At 70.5% G+C, this 19,693-nt stretch carries 20 protein-coding genes; 6 read left to right on the top strand and 14 right to left on the bottom strand.

From position 1 onward, the window contains the following. Positions 1 to 46: 46 nt before the first annotated feature. The 5 genes from fabF to ACFWZ2_RS06605 all read right to left on the bottom strand — a co-directional run bounded on the left by fabF (position 47) and on the right by ACFWZ2_RS06605 (position 4,958). Entirely contained in the window at positions 47 to 1,309 is a 1,263-nt protein-coding gene (gene fabF, locus ACFWZ2_RS06625; protein ID WP_384542759.1) for a beta-ketoacyl-ACP synthase II, read from the bottom strand. 69 nt (positions 1,310 to 1,378) lie between these two features. Continuing rightward, on the bottom strand, positions 1,379 to 1,627 hold the full coding sequence (locus ACFWZ2_RS06620) for an acyl carrier protein (protein WP_030358543.1): 249 nt from the start codon (positions 1,625 to 1,627) through the stop codon (positions 1,379 to 1,381). Between the two features lie 73 nt (positions 1,628 to 1,700). Then, a complete protein-coding gene (locus ACFWZ2_RS06615) occupies positions 1,701 to 2,702 on the bottom strand; it encodes a ketoacyl-ACP synthase III (RefSeq protein WP_384542756.1) in 1,002 nt (333 codons plus the stop codon). A gap of 22 nt (positions 2,703 to 2,724) precedes the next feature. Then, positions 2,725 to 3,636 carry an ACP S-malonyltransferase gene (locus ACFWZ2_RS06610; protein ID WP_384542753.1) on the bottom strand — a complete coding sequence of 304 codons (912 nt, stop codon included), beginning with the start codon at positions 3,634 to 3,636 and terminating at the stop codon, positions 2,725 to 2,727. Positions 3,637 to 3,725: 89 nt separating this feature from the next. Beyond that, the gene (locus ACFWZ2_RS06605) at positions 3,726 to 4,958 is read right to left on the bottom strand and encodes a PucR family transcriptional regulator (RefSeq protein ID WP_384542751.1); all 1,233 of its coding nucleotides are present in this window, start codon (positions 4,956 to 4,958) and stop codon (positions 3,726 to 3,728) included. A gap of 59 nt (positions 4,959 to 5,017) precedes the next feature. Here ACFWZ2_RS06605 and ACFWZ2_RS06600 point away from each other — a divergent pair, with 59 nt between their 5' ends. Continuing rightward, positions 5,018 to 5,680, top strand: coding sequence for a pirin family protein (locus ACFWZ2_RS06600; RefSeq protein ID WP_384542748.1), 663 nt, complete (start codon positions 5,018 to 5,020; stop codon positions 5,678 to 5,680). A 148-nt stretch (positions 5,681 to 5,828) separates the two neighbouring features. On the opposite strand, the gene ACFWZ2_RS06595 is transcribed toward ACFWZ2_RS06600, so the two are convergent. After that, positions 5,829 to 6,650, bottom strand: a complete 822-nt coding sequence (locus ACFWZ2_RS06595; protein WP_384542745.1) for a serine hydrolase domain-containing protein — start codon at positions 6,648 to 6,650, stop codon at positions 5,829 to 5,831. 182 nt (positions 6,651 to 6,832) lie between these two features. Continuing rightward, positions 6,833 to 7,315 carry a GNAT family N-acetyltransferase gene (locus tag ACFWZ2_RS06590; RefSeq protein WP_384542742.1) on the bottom strand — a complete coding sequence of 161 codons (483 nt, stop codon included), beginning with the start codon at positions 7,313 to 7,315 and terminating at the stop codon, positions 6,833 to 6,835. Positions 7,316 to 7,409: 94 nt separating this feature from the next. Between ACFWZ2_RS06590 and ACFWZ2_RS06585 the strand changes: the two genes are divergently transcribed. Together ACFWZ2_RS06585 and ACFWZ2_RS06580 are read left to right on the top strand one after the other, a co-directional pair. After that, the gene (locus ACFWZ2_RS06585; protein ID WP_384542739.1) at positions 7,410 to 7,910 is read left to right on the top strand and encodes a MerR family transcriptional regulator; all 501 of its coding nucleotides are present in this window, start codon (positions 7,410 to 7,412) and stop codon (positions 7,908 to 7,910) included. Positions 7,911 to 8,132: 222 nt separating this feature from the next. Beyond that, positions 8,133 to 9,074, top strand: coding sequence for an aldo/keto reductase (locus tag ACFWZ2_RS06580; protein ID WP_384542794.1), 942 nt, complete (start codon positions 8,133 to 8,135; stop codon positions 9,072 to 9,074). A 22-nt stretch (positions 9,075 to 9,096) separates the two neighbouring features. On the opposite strand, the gene ACFWZ2_RS06575 is transcribed toward ACFWZ2_RS06580, so the two are convergent. From ACFWZ2_RS06575 to ACFWZ2_RS06545, 7 genes are all read right to left on the bottom strand, one after another. Beyond that, positions 9,097 to 10,323, bottom strand: a complete 1,227-nt coding sequence (locus ACFWZ2_RS06575) for an acyltransferase (protein ID WP_384542736.1) — start codon at positions 10,321 to 10,323, stop codon at positions 9,097 to 9,099. Then, positions 10,320 to 11,483, bottom strand: a complete 1,164-nt coding sequence (locus tag ACFWZ2_RS06570; RefSeq protein WP_384542733.1) for an alpha/beta hydrolase — start codon at positions 11,481 to 11,483, stop codon at positions 10,320 to 10,322. The genes ACFWZ2_RS06575 and ACFWZ2_RS06570 overlap by 4 nt, the downstream gene beginning before the upstream one ends. A 146-nt stretch (positions 11,484 to 11,629) precedes the next feature. Further along, a complete protein-coding gene (locus ACFWZ2_RS06565; RefSeq protein WP_384542730.1) occupies positions 11,630 to 12,307 on the bottom strand; it encodes a response regulator in 678 nt (225 codons plus the stop codon). After that, the gene (locus ACFWZ2_RS06560; RefSeq protein WP_384542727.1) at positions 12,304 to 13,659 is read right to left on the bottom strand and encodes a sensor histidine kinase; all 1,356 of its coding nucleotides are present in this window, start codon (positions 13,657 to 13,659) and stop codon (positions 12,304 to 12,306) included. Before ACFWZ2_RS06560 ends, ACFWZ2_RS06565 begins: the two co-directional genes overlap by 4 nt. Before the next feature lie 115 nt (positions 13,660 to 13,774). Then, complete coding sequence (locus ACFWZ2_RS06555; RefSeq protein WP_384542724.1) at positions 13,775 to 14,650, bottom strand: DUF4429 domain-containing protein; 876 nt, start codon at positions 14,648 to 14,650, stop codon at positions 13,775 to 13,777. Positions 14,651 to 14,725: 75 nt separating this feature from the next. Next, positions 14,726 to 15,937, bottom strand: a complete 1,212-nt coding sequence (locus tag ACFWZ2_RS06550; RefSeq protein ID WP_384542722.1) for an alpha/beta hydrolase — start codon at positions 15,935 to 15,937, stop codon at positions 14,726 to 14,728. A gap of 245 nt (positions 15,938 to 16,182) precedes the next feature. Continuing rightward, positions 16,183 to 16,800: a TetR/AcrR family transcriptional regulator gene (locus ACFWZ2_RS06545; RefSeq protein WP_384542791.1), complete on the bottom strand. Its 618-nt coding sequence runs from the start codon at positions 16,798 to 16,800 to the stop codon at positions 16,183 to 16,185. A 202-nt stretch (positions 16,801 to 17,002) separates the two neighbouring features. Between ACFWZ2_RS06545 and ACFWZ2_RS06540 the strand changes: the two genes are divergently transcribed. The 3 genes from ACFWZ2_RS06540 to ACFWZ2_RS06530 all read left to right on the top strand — a co-directional run bounded on the left by ACFWZ2_RS06540 (position 17,003) and on the right by ACFWZ2_RS06530 (position 19,672). Beyond that, positions 17,003 to 18,619, top strand: coding sequence for an MFS transporter (locus ACFWZ2_RS06540; RefSeq protein WP_384542719.1), 1,617 nt, complete (start codon positions 17,003 to 17,005; stop codon positions 18,617 to 18,619). A gap of 259 nt (positions 18,620 to 18,878) precedes the next feature. Continuing rightward, positions 18,879 to 19,259 carry a peptidase inhibitor family I36 protein gene (locus ACFWZ2_RS06535; RefSeq protein ID WP_384542717.1) on the top strand — a complete coding sequence of 127 codons (381 nt, stop codon included), beginning with the start codon at positions 18,879 to 18,881 and terminating at the stop codon, positions 19,257 to 19,259. Positions 19,260 to 19,327: 68 nt separating this feature from the next. Beyond that, positions 19,328 to 19,672: a small hydrophobic protein gene (locus ACFWZ2_RS06530; RefSeq protein ID WP_384542714.1), complete on the top strand. Its 345-nt coding sequence runs from the start codon at positions 19,328 to 19,330 to the stop codon at positions 19,670 to 19,672. Positions 19,673 to 19,693: the final 21 nt, after the last annotated feature.

Here is a 19,693-nt window from a genome sequence, read left to right as displayed (position 1 = left end):
CCACCGAATCGGTGGGGCCCCTTCGCGTCACGTACGTACGGCCGGGTCAGACGCTCCGGAACGCCAGGACGACGTTGTGGCCGCCGAAGCCGAACGAGTCGTTCAGCGCCGCGATCCTGCCCTCGGGCAGCGGGCGGGCCTCGTCGCGGATCACATCGGCGTCGACCTCGGGGTCGAGGTTCTCGATGTTGATCGTCGGCGGGGCGATGCGGTTCTTGAGCGCGAGGACCGTGGCCACGGTCTCCACGCCGCCCGCGCCACCGAGCAGGTGACCCGTCATCGACTTGGTGCTGGCGATCGCCATGTGGTCGACGTCGTCGCCGAACGCCTTGCGCAGCGCCTTGATCTCGGCGACGTCGCCCTGCGGGGTCGAGGTCGCGTGCGCGTTCACGTGCACGATCTCGGCCGGCTTGAGGTCCGTCGTGTCGAGCAGGTTCTGCAGCGCGGCGGCGATGCCGTTGCCGGACGGCTCGGGCTGCGTGATGTGGTGCGCGTCGGCCGAGATGCCCTGGCCGACGGCCTCCGCGTAGATCTTCGCGCCGCGGGCCTTGGCGTGCTCCTCGGACTCGAGGACGATCACACCGGCGCCCTCGCCGAGCACGAAGCCGTTGCGGTCGGCGTCGTAGGGACGCGAGGCGCCCTGCGGGTCGTCGTTGTTCTTGGACATCGCCATCATGTTGCCGAACGCGACGATCGGCAGCGGGTGGATCGCCGCCTCCGTGCCGCCCGCGACGACGACGTCGGCGCGGCCGGTGCGGATCATCTCGATCGCGTAGCCGATGGCCTCGGCGCCCGAGGCGCAGGCCGACACCGGGGTGTGGACGCCCGCGTGGGCGCCCAGCTCGATGCCGACGTTGGCCGCCGGGGAGTTGGGCATCAGCATCGGCACGGTGTGCGGGGAGACGCGGCGTACGCCCTTCTCCTTGAGCACGTCGTACTGGTCGAGCAGCGTGGTCACGCCGCCGATGCCGGAGGCGATGACCGCGCCCAGGCGGTTCGGGTCCACCGAAGTGTCCTCGCCCGCCTTGGCGGTGTAACCCGCGTCGGCCCACGCCTCCTTCGCCGCGATCAGCGCGAACTGCGCCGAGCGGTCCAGCTTGCGGGCCTGCGGGCGCGGGATGATCTCGCCGGGTTCCACGGCGATCTGACCGGCGATGCGGACGGGCAGCTCGGCCGCCCAGTCCTGCTCCAGCAGGCTGACGCCGGAGCGGCCGGCGAGCAGCCCCTCCCACGTCGAGGCTGCGTCACCACCCAGCGGTGTGGTTGCGCCGATACCGGTGACGACCACGGTGCGATTGGTCGAGTTCACAGGAAATTTCTCCACGGTGTTGAGGGGATCAGCGGCGCCACCGCCGGGTGGCGACTGAGCACGGCTCGGTCAGGCCTGGTGCTCGAGGATGTACTTGGTCGCGTCGCCGACCGTCTTCAGGTTCTTGACGTCGTCGTCCGGGATCTTGACGTCGAAGCGCTCTTCGGCGGCGACGACGACCTCGACCATGGACAGCGAGTCGACGTCCAGGTCATCGGTGAAGGACTTGTCCAGCTGGACGTCCTCGACGGGGATGCCGGCGATCTCGTTGACGATCTCGGCGAGACCGTCGACGATCTCCTTCTCAGTGGCGGCCATGTTGGCGCTCCTTCTTATGTATCCAGAGGGTGTGGCGTGAGCCGTGCGGATCGGATGATTCCGAACGTGCTGCCTAGGGGAGGGTAACGACCGTGGCGGCGTACACGAGACCCGCCCCGAAGCCGATGACGAGCGCGGTGTCGCCGCTCTTCGCCTCGCCGGTCGCCAGGAGCCGCTCCATTGCGAGCGGAATCGAGGCGGCCGAGGTGTTGCCGGTGGTGCGCACATCACGGGCCACCGTGACGTGCTCCGGCAGTTTCAGAGTCTTCACCATCGAGTCGATGATCCGCTCGTTGGCCTGATGCGGGATGAAGACATCCAGGTCGTCCGCGGTGATTCCGGCCGCGTCCAGCGCCTGCTGGGCGACCTTCGCCATCTCGAACACGGCCCAGCGGAAGACCGCCTGGCCTTCCTGCGTAATGGCAGGGAACTTGTCGGGGGAGCCCTCGCGGTACTCCTCCCAGGAAATCGTCTGCTTGATCGTGTCGGACTTGTCGCCCTCCGAGCCCCAGACCGTCGGGCCGATCTTCGGCTCCTTGGACGGGCCCACGATCACGGCGCCCGCACCGTCACCGAACAGGAACGCCGTGGCACGGTCGTGCAGGTCGGTGAGGTCGCTCAGCCGCTCCACGCCGATGACCAGGACGTACTCGGCGGAGCCCTCGACGACCATGCCCTTGGCGAGGGTCAGCGCGTAGCCGAAGCCCGCACAGCCCGCGGAGATGTCGAACGCGGCGGGCTTGCCCGCGCCGACCTTGTCCGCGATCTCGGTGGCGATCGCCGGGGTCTGCTTGAAGTGCGAGACGGTCGAGACGATCACGGCGCCGATCTGCTCGGGCGTGATGCCCGCGTCCGCGATGGCCTTGCCGGACGCCTCGACGGACATCGCCGCGACGGTCTCCTCGTCGGAGGCCCAGTGGCGGGTCTCGATGCCCGAGCGGGACCGGATCCACTCGTCGGACGAGTCGATCGTCTCGAGGATGACCTCGTTCGGCACGACACGGGTGGGCCGGTAGCCGCCGACGCCCATGATCCGCGCGTACGGGGCGCCCTGGCTGGGCTTGATCTTCGACATGCGCTACGGCTCCTTGTCTCGCTCAGGAATGCTCGGCGACGAGCGTGCGGGCCGCGTCGAGGTCGTCGGGGGTCTTCACCGCGAGCGTCTTGACGCCCGGCAGCGCGCGCTTGGCGAGACCGGTCAGGGTGCCGCCGGGGCACACCTCGATCAGCGCGGTCACACCGAGCTCCTTGAAGGTCTCCATGCACAGGTCCCAGCGGACCGGGTTGGCGACCTGGCCGACCAGGCGGGAGATCACGTCGGCGGCGGTGTCGACCGTCCTGCCGTCGCGGTTCGAGACGTAGGTGAGCCGCGGGTCGGCGACGGTGAGGCCGGCTGCGGCCTCCTCCAGCTTCGCCACGGCGGGTGCCATGTGCTCCGTGTGGAACGCGCCCGCGACCTTCAGGGCGACCACCTTGCGCACGCCCTCGGGCTTGTCCTCCGCCAGGGCGGCGAGCTGCTCCAGGGTGCCCGCGGCCACGATCTGGCCCGCGCCGTTCACATTCGCCGGGGTCAGGCCCAGCTTCTCCAGGTGCGGGACGGTGACGGCGGGGTCGCCGCCGAGCAGCGCCGCCATGCCGGTCTCCGTGACGGCGGCGGCATCGGCCATGGCGAGGCCGCGCTTGCGCACGAAGCGGAGCGCGTCGTCCTCGGTGAGCACACCGGCGTACGCGGCGGCCGTGATCTCGCCGACGCTGTGTCCCGCGACGGCGCCGGGCGTGATGTCACCCAGTGCCGCGGCCGAGAGCAGACCGGCCGCAACGAGCAGCGGCTGGGCCACGGAGGTGTCGCGGATCGCGTCCGCGTCGGCCTGCGTGCCGTAGTGGGCAAGGTCGAGCCCGATGGCGTCCGACCAGGCGGCGAGCCGGTCGGCGGCACCGGGGAGGTCGAGCCAGGGGGTCAGGAAGCCGGGCGTCTGAGCGCCTTGGCCGGGAGCGACGAGTACGAGCACTCTCACACTCTCTCTTGTGGACGGCACGAGCCGCCCGTGGGGACAGGGACGAAGAACGGCTGGGGGAATTGTAGGGGGCCGACAAAATCCTACGATTGAGGATCGCCGTCGGCCAGCCGTCCCAGAATCAACGCGATGCGCAGCGTGAACGCGGAGCGCACATCGGAAGGTGACCAACCGGTGACGTCAGTCACACGTCGGAGCCGGTAGCGCACGGTATTGGGATGCACGAAGAGCATGCGGGCGGCGCCTTCGAGGCTGCTCGCCTGTTCCAGATAAACGCTGAGCGTTTCCAGGAGCGCGGAGCCCGCTTCCTCCAGTGGTCTGTAGATCTCCTCCACCAGTTGCTCGCGGGCCGCCGGATCCCCCGCCATGGCCCGCTCCGGCAGCAGATCGTCCGCGAGGACCGGCCGCGGGGCATCCTGCCAGGCGGCGCTCGCCTTGAGTCCGGCGGCCGCCGCCTGCGCGGAACGGGTGGCGGCCAGCAGGTCGGGCACGATCGGTCCGGCCACCACGGGCCCCGCGGCGTACGGCCCGATCAGCGCCTTGGCGACCGCCAGCGGATTGTCGTTGCCGCCCGCGATGACGACCAGGCGGTCACCGAGCACACCCGTCAGGACCTGCAGCTTCGCGTGCCGGGCGGCCCGGCGGATGGCCTCGACGGTGAGCTCGCTGTCGCCGTCGGGAGCGGTGCCGAGGACCACGCAGACATGCTCGGGGGAGTTCCAGCCGAGCGCGGCCGCACGGGAGACGGCGCCCTCGTCGGCCTCCCCGGACAGGACGGCGTTGACGACGAGGGATTCGAGCCGGGCGTCCCAGGCACCGCGTGCCTCGGCGGCCTGCGCGTACACCTGCGCGGTCGCGAAGGCGATCTCGCGGGCGTACACGAGCAGCGCCTCGCGGAGGATGGACTCGTCGCCGGGGGCCGCGACCTCGTCGATCGCGGACTCCATCACCTCGATCGTCGTACGCACCATCTCCACCGTCTGACGCAGGGTGATCGCCCTGGTCAGCTCGCGGGGCGCGGTGCCGAAGACGTCGGTCGAGATGGCCTGCGGGGCGTCCGGGTGCCGGAACCACTCGGTGAACGCGGCGATACCGGCCTGTGCGACCAGGCCGATCCAGGACCGGTTCTCCGGCGGCATCGCCCGGTACCAGGACAGCGTCTCGTCCATGCGCGCGATGGCCTGCGCCGCGAGGCTGCCGGACGACTTCTCCAGGCGCTTCAGGGTCGCGGCGTGCGCGTGGGGGGTACGGCGGGCGTCCTGGCGGGACCCCGGCTCGGGCTCCTGATGGGCTTCGTTCGCTGAGGGTTCGGGCACGGGGACAAGACTGCCTTATCGGGGCGGGCACATGCGGTGCCGGGGCTAACGTGGGGGGCGTGATTGATGTACGGCGCTCCGGCGACCGGTACCGCGGCGGGGAGGCGGCGGCCGGCATCGAGTCCTTCCACGCCTTCTCCTTCGGTCCCCATTACGACCCCGGCAACCTCCGCTTCGGCGCGATCCTGGCCTGCAACGAAGAACGACTCGAACCAGGCGCGGGCTTCGACGAACACCCGCACAGCCACACCGAGATCGTGACCTGGGTGGTGGCGGGCGAGCTCACCCACCGCGACTCGGCGGGCCATGAGTCGCGGGTCGGACCCGGCGACGTGCAGCGCCTCTCCGCGGGCGGCGGCGTCCGCCACGTGGAACGCAACGACGGCGCGGAGCCGCTGGTCTTCGTCCAGATGTGGCTCGCCCCGCTCTCACCGGGCGGCGAACCGTCCTACGAGGTGGTGCACGGAATCGCCGACTCCACCCCCTACGCGGTCCCGGCCGCGGGCGCGCTCCTGCACGTACGGCGCCTGGCGACGGGGGAGCGCTTCGCACTCCCGGACGCTCCGTTCATGTACGTCCATGTGGTGCACGGCGAACTGGCCCTGGCCCACGACCGATTGAGGCCGGGGGACTCGGCGCGGATCAGCGGGGAAGCGGGCCTGGAAGGCGTGGCTTCAGGCGCCACGGAGCTGCTGATCTGGGAGATGACAAGCGCCCCATAGGGGCGCGGGGCTCTGACATGTGCGGCTCCGCCGCGAGGGGGGTGCCCCCTGCTCGAATGGGGTTGAGAGCTTGGGGGAGCGATCAGCCCCCGAGGACGGTCAGTCGGCGGCGAATCATCGCCCGCCACGGCGAGTGGCCGCCAACCGCTCAGCCGCGCACCTCGGCGAGCACCGCGTCGGTGAACGCGGGCCACACCTCGACGGCCCACGGCCCGAAGGGCCGGTCGGTCAGCGCCACACACGCGACCCCCGCGTCGGGGTCGATCCACAGGAACGTACCGGCCTGCCCGAAGTGCCCGAACGTACGGGGCGAGGACGAACCACCCGTCCAGTGCGGCGACTTGGAGTCCCGGATCTCGAACCCGAGGCCCCAGTCGTTGGGATTCTGGTGCCCGTACCCCGGCAGCACGCCCTTCAGGCCCGGGTACGTCACCGTCATCGCGGCCGCCACCGTCCGCGCGTCCAGCAGCCGCGGCGCCTGCACCTCGGCGGCGAACCTGACCAGGTCGTCGACGGTGGACACACCGTCCTTGGCGGGCGAGGCCCCGCCCTCCAGCGCGGTCGCGGTCATGCCGAGCGGTTCGAGGACCGCCTGACGCAGATACTCCCCGAACGGGATCTCCGTCGCCTTGGCGATGTGATCCCCGAGCACCTCGAAGCCCGCGTTCGAGTACAGCCGCCGCGTCCCCGGCGCCGACGTCACCCGGTGCTCGTCGAAGGCGAGCCCGCTGGTGTGCGCGAGCAGATGCCGCACCGTCGACCCCTCGGGCCCGGCGGGCTCATCGAGCTCGATCGCCCCTTCCTCGTACGCGACCAGCGCCGCGTACGCCGCGAGCGGCTTGGTGACCGAGGCCAGGGCGAAACGCTGCCCCGTGGGTCCATGGGATCCGACGACCGTGCCGTCCGCACGGACCACGGCGGCCGCCGCGGTCGGGACCGGCCAGTTCTCGATCAACGCCAGGCTCTGCATGCCCCCGAGCCTAGGGCCTGGCCGGTGGGCCGGAGCGCATGGGGGTGGCGCAGGCCCACTGGCCCCGCTAAGCGCTCCGCGGGAAGTACGGTCCACATCTGCGGGTGCGTCGTGGCTGGTCGCGCAGTTCCCCGCGCCCCTTCGGGGCGCACCCGAACCGCACCGGACTTCCACAAGGCCGCTTAGAGGTTCAGCCGCATCGCGGGGTCGCGCTTGCGCACGAACCCGAGGGAGACGTACAGCGCCTCCGCCTCGACCGACGCGTTGAGATCCACGTTGCCCGCACCGCGTTCCCTGAACCAGTCCAGCAGCGCCTCCATGCACGCCCGCGCATACCCGCGACGCCGCTGCTCCGGATCGGTGGCGACGCTGAAGACATGACCGACCCTGCCGTGCGGATTGCCCGGGCGCCCGATGCGGTACTCCATCGTGCCCACCGCAAGCGCCGCGAGCCGCCCAGGCCGCTCGGGGTGATCGACGACGAACGCCACGAAATCCCCCTCAGGCTCCCCGAGCCGCCGCCGCACCGTGGCCTCCGACTCGGCCTGCCAACTGGTGTCCGACCCACCGGGCGGACCGCTGCCGAACACGGAGTCGATCATCACCTGCCGCAGTCTGAGCAGTTCCCCGGCATCCTCCGGCGTGGCACGACGCGCTTCACTCATGCCCCGCACGCTAGTGACCAAGGAGCGGGACGTCTTCCGGATTACCTCGAATCCGCTTGCTTGGAGCGCACTCCAAGGTTCTAGCGTGTGGATCATGACGGTGATGGACACCACGCTCGCACCAGCCCCCGTACCTGCCCCAGTCCCAGCCCCCTCCGCTGCCGACGCGACGGCCCTCTGCCACTCGGACCCGGCCGAGCCGCCGCGCCCCGACGGCCAGGACCACTACACGATCAGCGAAGTCGTCGCCTTCACCGGCCTGACGGCGTACACCCTGCGCTGGTACGAGCGGATCGGCCTGATGCCCCACATCGACCGCTCCCACACCGGCCAGCGCCGGTACCGCAACCGCGACCTGCGCTGGCTCGCCCTCGTCGGCAAACTGCGCCTGACCGGGATGCCCGTGGCGGACATGGTCCGCTACGCCGAACTGGTCCGCGAGGGCGAGCACACCTTCGCCGAGCGCCAGGAACTCCTGGAGCAGACCCGGCGCGACGTCCGCACACGGATAGCCGAGCTGCAGGACACCCTCGCCGTCCTCGACCACAAGATCGACACATACGCGGGCGCCCGACGGGCGTCGGAAAGGCCCTGACACCGCATGACGACCGATATATCGAAGGCGATCCCCAGCATGACGTTCGAGAGCACGACGACCGAGAGCACGACGGCCAGGAGCACGGAGACCGGCAGCAGGGAGGCAGGGAGCACGGCGGTGGCCGGGAGCGCGGTCGGCGGCGCCGTGGCTCAGCGCATCGCGACGAGGGTCCGGCTCGGTACCGAAGGGCCCGAGGTCGGCGTCCAGGGCCTGGGCTGCATGGGCATGAGCTTCGCCTACGGCCCCACCGACACCGGCGAGGCCAGGGCCACCCTGGAACGCGCCCTGGAACTGGGCGTCACCCTCTACGACACCGCCGACGTGTACGGCATGGGCGAGAACGAGAAGTTCCTGGCTCCCTTCATCAAGGCCCACCGCGACCAGATCGTCCTCGCGACCAAGTTCGCCCTGTCCATCGACCCCGCCCACCCGACCAAGCGGATCATCGACAACACCCCCTCCTACATCCGTTCCAGCGTCGACGCCAGCCTGCGCCGCCTGGGCACCGACGTCATCGACCTCTACTACATGCACCGCCGCAACCCCGACGTGCCCATCGAGGAGACGGTCGGCGTGCTGTCCGAACTCGTCGCCGCGGGCAAGGTCAAGCACCTCGGCCTGAGCGAGGTCACCGGCGCCGAACTGCGCGCCGCCCACGCCGTCCACCCCATCGCCGCCGTCCAGTCGGAGTGGTCGCTCTTCAGCCGCGACATCGAACGGAGCGTGGTCCCCGCCGCAGCCGACCTCGGCGTGGCCCTCGTCCCCTACTCGCCGCTCGGCCGTGGCTTCCTCACCGGCTCGTTCGTCAACGCCGACAAGGAACTCAGCGAGGACGACTTCCGCCGCCAGCTGCCCCGCTTCACCGGCACCAACGCCGCCGCCAACGCCGCGCTCCTCGACCCCGTCCGCACCGTCGCCGCCGCCCACGGAGCCACCCTCGGCCAGATCGCCCTGGCCTGGGTGCAGCAGCAGGCCACGGTCCACGGCCTCCCCGTCGTCCCGATCCCCGGCACCCGCAAGCGCACCCGCGTCGAGGAGAACACCGCGGCCACCCGCATCACCCTCACCGACAGCGAACTCGCCCTGCTCGCCCCGATCTCCGCATCCGTCGCGGGCGACCGCTACGCCGACATGACGTTCACCTCGGTGGGCCGGGAGTAGCGACGCCCGCCCGCCCCGGCGCTCACGCGAGCCCCAGGGCGAAGACCGCGAAGCTGGCCGCCAGGAGCCCGGCGAGGGCACGGCGCGCATGTGTCGCACGCTTCCACGGGGCCTCGAAGCCGCGGGCGTAGCGGCCTATCAGCACCAGCAGTGCCGCAAGGACCGGGAGCCAGGCGATCCGGGCGGCTATCCAGGCGAGCGTGTCGGGGCTCGAGGTCAGCCCCGGCACCGTGCCGAGGAACGAGCCGGGGACAGCCGCGGCGAGCAGTGCCGTCTGGTGCCAGCACAGGATCGTCATCGCCGACAGGTTGATCACGACGACCGGCGCCCACAGTGCGGGCCTGCGCAGCAGCCTGCCTATGCGGTCCCGCAGCAGGATCGCCGCGCCGCTCTGCGCGGCGGCGAGGGCCAGGACGAGCAGCGACGGCGGGTGCGAGTTCGTCCGGGCCTCGCCGGGGACACCGACCATCGACCCCGGGTAGTGGAAGGCGAGAAGCAGCGTGGCGAACAGCGCCGTACCCCCGAGGAGCAGCAGCCACACGCCGCGCCTGCCCAGCTTCTTCTCGCTCCAGCAGACGCCCAGTTGATAGGCGAACATCCAGCCCGGCAGCAGGTTCAGCAGACTCAGCCAGGAGGGCATGGCGTCCGCGAACGGCCCGTAGCGCAGGAAGTCCACGACGGCCACCGACCCGATCAGGGGCACCGCGGCCCAGCCCTTGAGCCGCTCCGCGGCGCGTATGCACCATGGGGTGAGTGCCGTGATCACGGTGTAGACGCCGACGAACCACAAGGGCTGGATGACCAGCGTCGAGCCGGTGCGCAGCGTCGTGCCCGGCACTCCCATCGCGTACAGCACCGGGATCATCGCCGCCCACACGGCCGTCACGCCGAGGACCGGCCGCCCGAGCCGCGCGACGCGTCCGCGCAGCCAGCCACCCGTGGACTCGCCGCGCGCCACCGCCCGTCGGTACGACAGCGCGGAGGCATAGCCGCCCACGAGGAAGAAGATGCCCAGCATCTGCAGCACCCAGCTGACGGGCGCGAAGAAGCCGAACGAGGCCAGCGGGCTCGCATTGTGCAGCGCGCCCCCGGAGTCGAGGGTGAAACCGCCCAGGAGCCAGTGCCCGGTCGGCACGGCGAGCAGCGCCAGGGCGCGCAGCCCGTCGATGGCCCGGTCGCGATGGGCCGGGGTCTTGGCGTCGATGGCGGACGCGGCCGTGCGCAGTCCGCTCAGAGTGGGAAGGCTCATGTCCGGTCTCCGATGGGTCGGGCGTCGACGGTGGACGGGTCTCCGTCGGCGATGCGGGCGAAGGCCCGCAGGGAGTCCGTGCCGGGGGCGAAGTAGCCGGTGTGGCCCGTGGCCTTGTTCGCCGGGACGCGCCGCGCGCCGAAGTCGGCGTCGGTCGGGTCCTCGCCGTGGCCGAGGCCGAACAGCTCGACGTTCGGGACCTTGCCTATCCAGTCGCTGTCGTTCTTGGCGGCCCACACCCGGGCGTCGGTGTGTAGATCGGTGACGCTGTCCGCGCGCATGCCGGGGGAGCCGAGCACCACCAGGTCGGCCGCGGGCAGGTCGGGGGCGGCGAGTCCGCACACCACCGAGCCGTAGCTGTGGCAGAACACGGCGGGCCGCGGGGTCCCGGACGCCGTCAGGCCCTGCACGAAGCGCGCCAGACGGGGCGCGCCCGCCTTCGCGAGCCGTCCCGATGCGGCATCGGGGCCGAGGCCGACCGGGGTGGTGTACCCCACCCAGGCCACCACGGCGGTGCGGTCGTCGGCCGCCGTGCGCAGGGCGTGGCCCATGCCTGCCGGTGTGCCGTACTTGTCGTGCGCGCGGTCGAAGGAGCTCAGGTCGATGTCGGATCCCGGCACGACGACCGAGACGTGCCGCGCGGCCGTCAGGTCCCCGTACACCTCGGCCACTTGGCCGCGCCCTCGCGGGTCGAACGCGAGTATTTGACGGCCGGGGGTGAGCAGTTCGTCATAGCGGGTGACCAGGGAGCGGGCCCGCTCGTGGTCCTGCAGGGTGAGGTCGGGGTCGGTCGACCGGGCCTGCTCGCGGGCGCGCTCGGCCTTCAGGGAGCGGGAGTTGGCCTCGTACCGAAGGGCCGTGGGCGCGCCGTCCAGGTTGCCGACCACCGAGGGGTGCCGGTCCACCAGCTTCTGTCGCTGCGTATCGCTCAACGAGTCGAAGAACGTGGCGACCTGGGCGGGGGACGCGGTCGCCGGGTCCGGCAGGCTCAGTCCCAGCGTGTGGTCGGCGCGCCAGGAAGCGGTGCCGGGCGGCGGTCCCGTGAGCGGCTGCTGTTCATTGCCGAGGGCCCAGCCCGCGGTGCCGCTCACGACCGTCGTGGTGAGGGCGGCGGCGACCAGTGCCCTCTTGCTCCGTGCTTTCCAGGACCGAAGCCGCATGGCTCGTCTCCCTCCCCGCTTCGTGGTGCGCTGTGGCTTGACGAAGCGAAAAGTAGGAAGACGGTGTCCGGCGGCACGTCACACCGAGGAGCCAACTCTCAGGTGATACCGGGGTATGCGGTGGTGATACCGAGGTAGGGGGTGGGCTACTGCTCGCCGGGCGTGACCAGGCCCGACTCATAGGCGAAGATCACGGCCTGGGCGCGGTCGCGCAGGTCGAGCTTGTTCAGCACACGGCCGATGTGGGTCTTCACCGTCTGCTCGGCGAGGACAAGCCGCTCGGCGATCTCCTGGTTGGACAGGCCGCGCGCGATCAGGACCAATACCTCGGTCTCACGCGGCGTCAGGCCGTTCAGCCGGAGCGACTGGTCGGAGCGGGGCGCCTGCCGCTGCTTGGCGAAGTCCGCGATCAGACGGCGGGTCACCGAAGGGGCGAGCAGCGCCTCGCCGGAAGCCACCACGCGTACGGCGGAGATCAGATCGGCGGGCGGCGCGTCCTTGAGCAGGAAGCCGGACGCTCCGGCGCGCAGCGCGTCGTACACATAGTCGTCCACGTCGAACGTGGTGAGCATGAGGACCTTCGGCAGGTGCACCACTCCCGGCGGCGGGTCCAACAGGGCGCGGGCCGCGGAGAGTCCGTCCATCTCCGGCATGCGGACGTCCATCAGGACGACATCGGGATGGGTGTTCCTGCTGACCTCGACACCCAGTCTGCCGTTCGGCGCCTCGCCCACGACGTCGATGTCGCTCTGCGCCGCCAACAGGGCGGCGAATCCCGCCCGCACCATGGCCTGGTCGTCGACGATGATCACGCGGATGGTCATGCGCTGCCGGAATCCTTTGGGAGAAGCGGGAGTCGGGCGGCCACGCGGAAGCCGCCGCCGGGCAGCGGTCCGACGTCGACCGTGCCGCCGACCAACCGTACGCGTTCGCGCATGCCGACGAGTCCGTGCCCCGTGCCGCTGCTCTCCAGGGGGGAGGGCGGCGCCTTGGACGGGCCGTTGACCACGAGGATCAGCAGGTACTCGTCATCGAGGTCGAGCATGATCTCGGTGCGTGCGCCCGGCGCGTGCCGCATCACATTCGACAGGGCTTCCTGCACGATGCGGTACGCGGACAGGTCGACGGCCGGTGTCACCTTGGCCAGGTGGGTGAGCAGCGCCAGTTCGGGCCGGGACAGCTCGATCGGTATCCCCGCCCGCACCGTGGCGTCCACCAGGTGTGGCAGGCGGTCGAGTCCGGGCTGGGGCGCACGCTCGCCGTCCGCGCCCTCGCTGCGCAGCACCGCGAGCAGGCGGCGCATCTCCGTGAGGGACTCCCGGGCGCTCGCCGCTATGCTGCCGAACTCCTCGCGCGCCGCGTCCGGAAGGTCGTTGAGCCGGTAGGGCGCGGAGTCCGCCTGGATCGTGATCACCGACATGTGGTGGGCGACGACGTCGTGCAACTCCCGGGCGATACGGGCCCGTTCCTCAAGGAGTGTGCGCTGGGCGCGCTCGGCCTCGCTGATGGTCTCCTGCTCGACGAGCCTGCGCCGGGCATCGCCGCGCTCGCGCATCAGTGCGCCGAGCAGCAGCGTGGCACCGCTGAGCACGATCAGCAGCACACTGGTGTCCTGGCTGCCTTCCCCGCTGAACGAGCCGAGCACGAGCCCGGCGACCACGGTGACCAGCCAGATGCCGAGGAGGGTGCGGCGGCTCTCCCGCAGGGACAGCGCACAGCACAGGACCATGTACCCCACGATGATCATGGGGGTCCAGGGCTGGGGGCGGCTGGAGTCCGTGGCGAGCGTCGTGATCGCCCCGCAGATGTCCGCGACGATCACGATCCACCACGCGGGGAGCGGCCGGGTGACCGCGAGGAGCAGGGGTGCGGTCTGGGCGACCGCCAGGCCGCCGGCCAGGCCGCCGTTCACGCCGTAGTCGTGGGTGAGGACCTGGACGGTGACCGGTATGAGGACGACGATGAAACACAGCGCGATCACATAGGGCAGCATCCGCACCCAGCGTTTGGGCGCGCGGCCGAGCAGCGGCTCGGTCGAACCGGTGGGCGTCGCGAGTGAGGCTCCGGACGCCCGCAGGCCGTCGATGATCGCCGCGGTCGTACGCCGCAGGGCGGCCCCGCGTCCCCCCGGATCGGGGGCGGGGCCTTTGTCAGGTGGTGTCGTTGTGCTGCTCATGGCCTGATCAGCGTAGGCGTGAAGCCTCCCTCGTGCCGTCATACCGGGGAGCTGGACCGCACCTCATACCCAGGTATCACCCAGGGCCCCGCGGGTACCTGCCGTGACGGTGAACTCACAGCTCCGCGAGCAGCTCGGCCTTCTTCGCCGTGAATTCCTCGTCCGTGATCAGGCCCGACTGGTGCAGCTCGCCCAGGTGTCTGATGCGCTCGGCGATGTCCGCCGGATCGCGCCGGACGGCCGGTGCCGCGGCGCCCGCGCCCTCGGGCGTCAGGGCCGCGGGGCCCGAGGCCCGCACCGCCGCGAGCACCGAGGCGGCGAACGGCAGCGACTCGTGGACCGGGCCGTAACCGAGCCCGAAGACCACGGCCGCCGGATCCTGGTCGGCCTGCCCGGGCTGTGCCACGGGGCTCTCGCGGCGCAGCAGGCGCAGATGGCCCTCGAAGACCTCCGGGGAGCGCCACTCGACGCCGCACAGGTCCGTGATCGGGAAGCTCTGGTCGCCGGCCTTCCACTTCGCCGACGATGCACCCGTCCAGAACCACCGGAAGGACACCAGCTTGCCGTCGAAGGACGCCTTCCCGTCGTACGCCTTGAACTGCAGGGGAGCCTCGGGCGCTGCCACCAGATAGCGGTCGGCCGGCCTGCTGTCGTCCGTCGTGATCTGCGCCCGCAGCTCGTCCGCGTAGTACTCGGCGAGCGTCTCCCGCTCGGCGGGCAGCACCAGGCGGTACGGGTCGCAGCCGTCCTTGAGCTGGCCCGCCGCGGCCTCCATCAGAGGATCGGCGCCCGGTCTCGGCACGGCATGCAGAACGACGGTCCCGCGCTTCCCCGGGGACAGTGTCACCGCCGCGATCGCTTCATGCGGGATACGCCGTTCACCGAGTGTCTGGAAGAGCCTCGGTGTGCGGATTCCCCGTTCGAAGCGGATGAGCACGGAGTCGGACTCGAACTCCCAGGCGGCATGAAATCCGGCCAGTACGTCACCCATGCGGCTCATCGTAGGCGGCACGCGCGCCTCCGTCCCTCCTGCGGCGGGCCGCTGTTTCATCGATTTCTACGCGCGTCAGGCCGCCACCGTGCCGGAAATACCCTTCCGGCAGGCAGCGTCCCCGCTCGCGCACCGCACTCCGTGGTACGCGCCGGTGCCGATCTCGGCGAAGTTGCGCAGGCTCTCCGTGCCCGGCTCGAAGTAGCCCGTGTGGCCTGCCGCGCCCGTCGCGGACAGCACCCTCGCGCCGAACCCGCCGGACACCGGGTCGGCACCGTGGCCGATCCCGCCGACCTCCATGTACGGCACATCCTGAATCCAGTCGTCGCTGTCCCGGGTGGCCCAGATCCGGGCCCCCGTACCCAACTGCCCCGCCTTGTCGGCGCGCATGCCGGGGCTGCCCGCGACCGTGATGTCGGTGACCCGGGAGGGCAGCCGGCGCGCCGCCACACCGCACACCACGGAGCCGTAGCTGTGGCAGTACAGCGCTACGGGCGTGCGCCCCGGGAGGCCCCGCACCATGGAGTCGAGGCGCACGGCCCCGTCCTCGGCGCGCATGGCCGTGGCCGCGTCCACGCCGATGCCGATGGGCGCGGTGTAGTCGGCCCAGGCGATCACGGCGGTACGCGCGCGTGGACTGGCCTTGCGCTCCGCCTGGTAGAGGGCCTTCGCCATGCCCACCGGAGCCGAGTACTTGCGGAACGTCCGCTCGAAGGTCAGCACGTTCGTGTCGACACCGGGCACCACGACGGAGACCCGCTGGGCCTTGTCGAGGTCTCCGAAGACCTCGGCCATGCGTCCCGAGCCCATGGGGTCGAAGGCGATGACCTGCCGTCCGGGGCGCATCATGACCCCGAACCGCTTCATCCTGCGCTCCGCCTCCTGCTGCCCCAGGGGCGAGAGGCGTTTGTCGTGCATGCGCTTGTGCTCGATCTTGCGGGCCTGCCCCAGAGCGATGCGGTTCGCGCGGTAGCGCAGCGTGGCGGGCGCACCGTTCATGTTGCCGACCGCAAGGGGATAGCGAGCGGCGAGCCGGTTGCGCTGCTGGGTGTCGAGCGACGCGTAGAACGTCGCGAGGCGGCCTGCGGGGGCGTCCGGATCGGGCAGCGCGTGCCCGTCTATGCTCCCTCGCTCCCATGCGGAGAGCGCGGCTTCAAGAGGAGACGCGCCACCTCTGTTGTGGCGCACGGCAGTCCAGCCGGTGGTCGCCAGCATGACGAACACGACGGCGAGCGCGAGCAGAGCGCGCCATGCGCTGAGTTGGGGGGATGAGTCGAAGGAAGTCACTGCGGAACACCCTAGGAGAACCGTGCTGCCTACCGTGCATCGCGTGAGGCAGATCACGTTTCTGGAGGGGTAATTGAGGCAAAGCGGGCGCATCCTGTGTGGCGCCATCACGCTCCGTGGGCGGCGCGTGCGCGCGGCGCGACAGGGGTGGGAGTGACTGTCAGTGTGCGTGATGCTGCTCAACGTACGCGTGAATTCCGGGGGTTGGACCTTCTCCGGCGACCTGGAGTCTGTGCCGCGTGCGGCTACTGCGTACGCCAGTTCTCCGCCAACGCGGGACCCAGGCGGTCGAGATACTGCTCCGTGAGTACGCGGATCGACTCCACGCTGAAGTCCTCGCCCGCGCCCCACAGCCGCCCCGTGACCCGCATGACGCCGCCGAACGCGGCCACTGCCACGCGCGGACGCGGATCGGCGTCGATGTCGAGTCCCTCGCGTTCGGCGATCAGGTGCGCGATCTCCTCCTCCGTCTCGATCGAGCGACGCAGATGGATCGCGAGCAAGGAGGGGGTCGACTCGATCATCTGATAGGTGCGCATGTGGAGTTCGACCGGAACGACCTCCTCGATGGACCGGCTCATCGCCTCCCAGGTGCCGAGCACGGCACCCCGCATCGCCACGAACGGCGCCTCGTCGGCGGGGCGTTCGCGCAGTGCCTGGACGAATCGCGCCTCCACCATGTGCTGCACGGCGAAGGCGGCATCCTCCTTGTTGGCGAAGTGCCTGAAGAACGTGCGCTGGGAGACGTCGACGGCCTCGGCGATCTCGTCGACGGTCGTCTCCTCGTACCCCTTGGTGGTGAAGAGTTCGAGAGCCGCGCGCAGCAGCGCGTCCCGGGTGCGCTGCTTCTTGCGCTCGCGCAGTCCCGGCCTGGGGGGCTCGCCCGATGTGTCCTCGGAGGCCTCCGGCCGCGGTTCCGCGGGGTCCGCTGCTCGCTGCTCGGTCTTCACGCCATGGCCCTCTTTCCGCCTGTTTAGCCAGCTCACCATACCTGTGAGCTACGTGACAGCTACCGACTTGTGAAATGGTTTGTCAACTGTCAGTCGCTGTCATTAGCCTCGCGTCATGACTAGTCAGACCACCGTCGACAAGGCGGACAAGGCGCCGGAGCCCGCGTCCGCTCCGGCCCCGGCCAAGGGGCTGCGCGGCCACCCCTGGCTGACGCTCTTCTCCGTCGCGATCGGCGTGATGATGGTCGCCCTGGACGGCACCATCGTGGCGATCGCCAACCCGGCCATTCAGAAGGATCTCGGCGCCTCGCTCGCGGACGTCCAGTGGATCACCAACGGCTACCTCCTCGCGCTGGCCGTCGCGCTCATCACGGCGGGCAAGCTCGGTGACCGCTTCGGCCACCGTCAGACGTTCCTCATAGGCGTCATCGGCTTCGCCGTCGCCTCCGGCGCCATCGGTGTCTCCGGCAGCGTGTCCCTGGTCATCGCCTTCCGCGTGCTCCAGGGCCTGTTCGGCGCGCTGCTGATGCCGGCCGCGCTCGGTCTGCTGCGGGCCACCTTCCCCGCCGAGAAGCTGAACATGGCCATCGGTATCTGGGGCATGGTCATCGGTGCCTCCACCGCGGGCGGCCCGATCCTCGGTGGTGTGCTGGTCGAGCACGTCAGCTGGCAGTCGGTGTTCTTCATCAACGTGCCGGTCGGCGTCATCGCCCTGGTCTTCGGCCTTGTGATCCTCAAGGATCACCGCGCGGAGAACGCCCCGCGGTCCTTCGACATCCCGGGCATCCTGCTGCTCTCCGGCGCGATGTTCTCCCTCATCTGGGCGCTCATCAAGGCCGGTGACTCCTGGGGCTGGGGCAGCGGCAAGACCTGGGCGTTCCTGGGCGCCGCCGTCGTACTCTTCGTGCTCTTCGCCGTCTGGGAGACCAAGGTCAAGGAGCCGCTCATTCCGCTGGGCCTCTTCCGCTCCGTGCCGCTCTCCGCGGGCACGGTGCTGATGGTCCTGATGGCCTTCGCCTTCATGGGCGGGCTGTTCTTCGTCACCTTCTACCTGCAGAACGTGCACAACATGAGCCCGGTCGACAGCGGGCTCCATCTGCTGCCGCTGACGGCCATGATGATCGTCTCGTCGCCGATCGCGGGCGCGCTGATCACGAAGTTCGGCCCGCGGGTGCCGCTGGTGGGCGGCATGGTGCTCACGGCCGTCGCGATGTTCGGCATGACCACCATGACGACCGGGACCGGCACGCTGGAGATGTCGATCTGGTTCGCCCTCCTCGGTCTCGGCCTCGCCCCGGTCATGGTCGGCGCCACCGAGGTCATCGTGGGCAACGCGCCGCTTGAGCTGTCCGGCGTCGCGGGCGGCCTGCAGCAGGCGGGCATGCAGGTCGGAGGCAGTCTCGGCACCGCGGTCCTCGGCGCCGTCATGTCCAACAAGGTCAATGCCGACCTGGCGGGCAACTGGAAGGACTCCGGGCTGCCGGACGCACCGCCGCCCGGTCTGGAGAAGGCCGCCGCGATCGGCGCGGTGCCCGAGCAGGTCGCCAAGGCCCCGAACATGAACCAGGGCATCCTCGCCAAGATCACGGACACGGTCCACGACACGTTCATGTCGGGCATGGGCCTCGCCTTCACCGTCGCCGGTGTCGTCGCCGTCGTCGCGGCCTTCGTCGCCGTGCTGACGAAGAAGGGCGCCAACGCCGACGCGGGCGCGGGCGTCGGGCACATCTAGGCCCTGTCCGCCCGGATAGATCCCGTCTGCCCCGGTAGGTTCTGTTCGCCCCGAATTCGCCGGACAGTCGCATGCGGACGGCCGCAAGTCAGGGAAGACCCCTCAGGGGCAACCTGGGGGGTTTTCGCCTATCCGGGTGACGCACATTCGTACCCCTTCCGATGGCACGGTCGGCAGGTCCAGAGTGCAGACATGGCGATCCGCACGACGCGGACAACTGAGCCATACGACACGGGGGTTGAACCAGATGCGTACGACCATGCCCACATCCGTCACGTCCCTCACGACCGTCACGGCCATCGCACTGGCCGCGCTGATCCTGACACCCGCGCACGCCGGGGCCACCGCCCCGCCGACACTCGCCGGATGCGGGCCGGGCGAGCTCTGCCTCTGGGAGAAGGCGGGGTTCCACGGCTCCCGGCACGTCTATGAGCTCGCGGGCATCGACATCGAGAGCTGCGTCGCGCTGCCGGAGGGGGGCAGCGCGGAGGCTCTCGCGAACCGCACGGGCCGACCCGTCACCACGTACCAGTCCGCGGAGTGTGCCGAGACCGGCGAGTTCAACACCTACCCGGGCAGCGGCACCTGGGCGCCCGAATCCCCTTACCGCGTAAGGGCCTTCAAGGTCTGGGAGAGCTGAATGGGTCTGGGAAAGCCGATCGGGGGTACTCGCGGAGCCGAGCCCGAACGGGCCGACTCGAAGGAGTGATGATGGCGGGCTTCGGACACACCACGCGCAAGCACCCCCGCTCACGTGGCCGTACGTGGTCACGAATGGGGTCTCCCCTGCTCGAGCGGAGTCGAGAGCTTGGGGATGGGCCGGACCGCGCGACGCTCGGAATCGTCGGAGTCATCTGCGCGATCGCCGGATTCTTCGTGCTGGGGATCATCCTCGGCCCCCTGGCGATCGTCTGCGGCTGGCTCGGCATGGGCCGCAGCTGGACCGGCGCCCGCCCGGTGCCGGCCCTCGTCGCCCTCGTCCTGGGCACGATCGACACGGCCCTCGCGCTCATATGGATAGCCGGCGCGACCTCGACGAGCGGCATGCTCTGACCCCGGGCCGGAACCGCCCCG

The organism is Streptomyces sp. NPDC059002 (assembly GCF_042740435.1).
Lineage (GTDB): Bacteria > Actinomycetota > Actinomycetes > Streptomycetales > Streptomycetaceae > Streptomyces.
The sequence above is the reverse complement of the archived record's forward strand: the minus strand, read 5'-3'. Positions and strand labels throughout refer to the sequence as shown.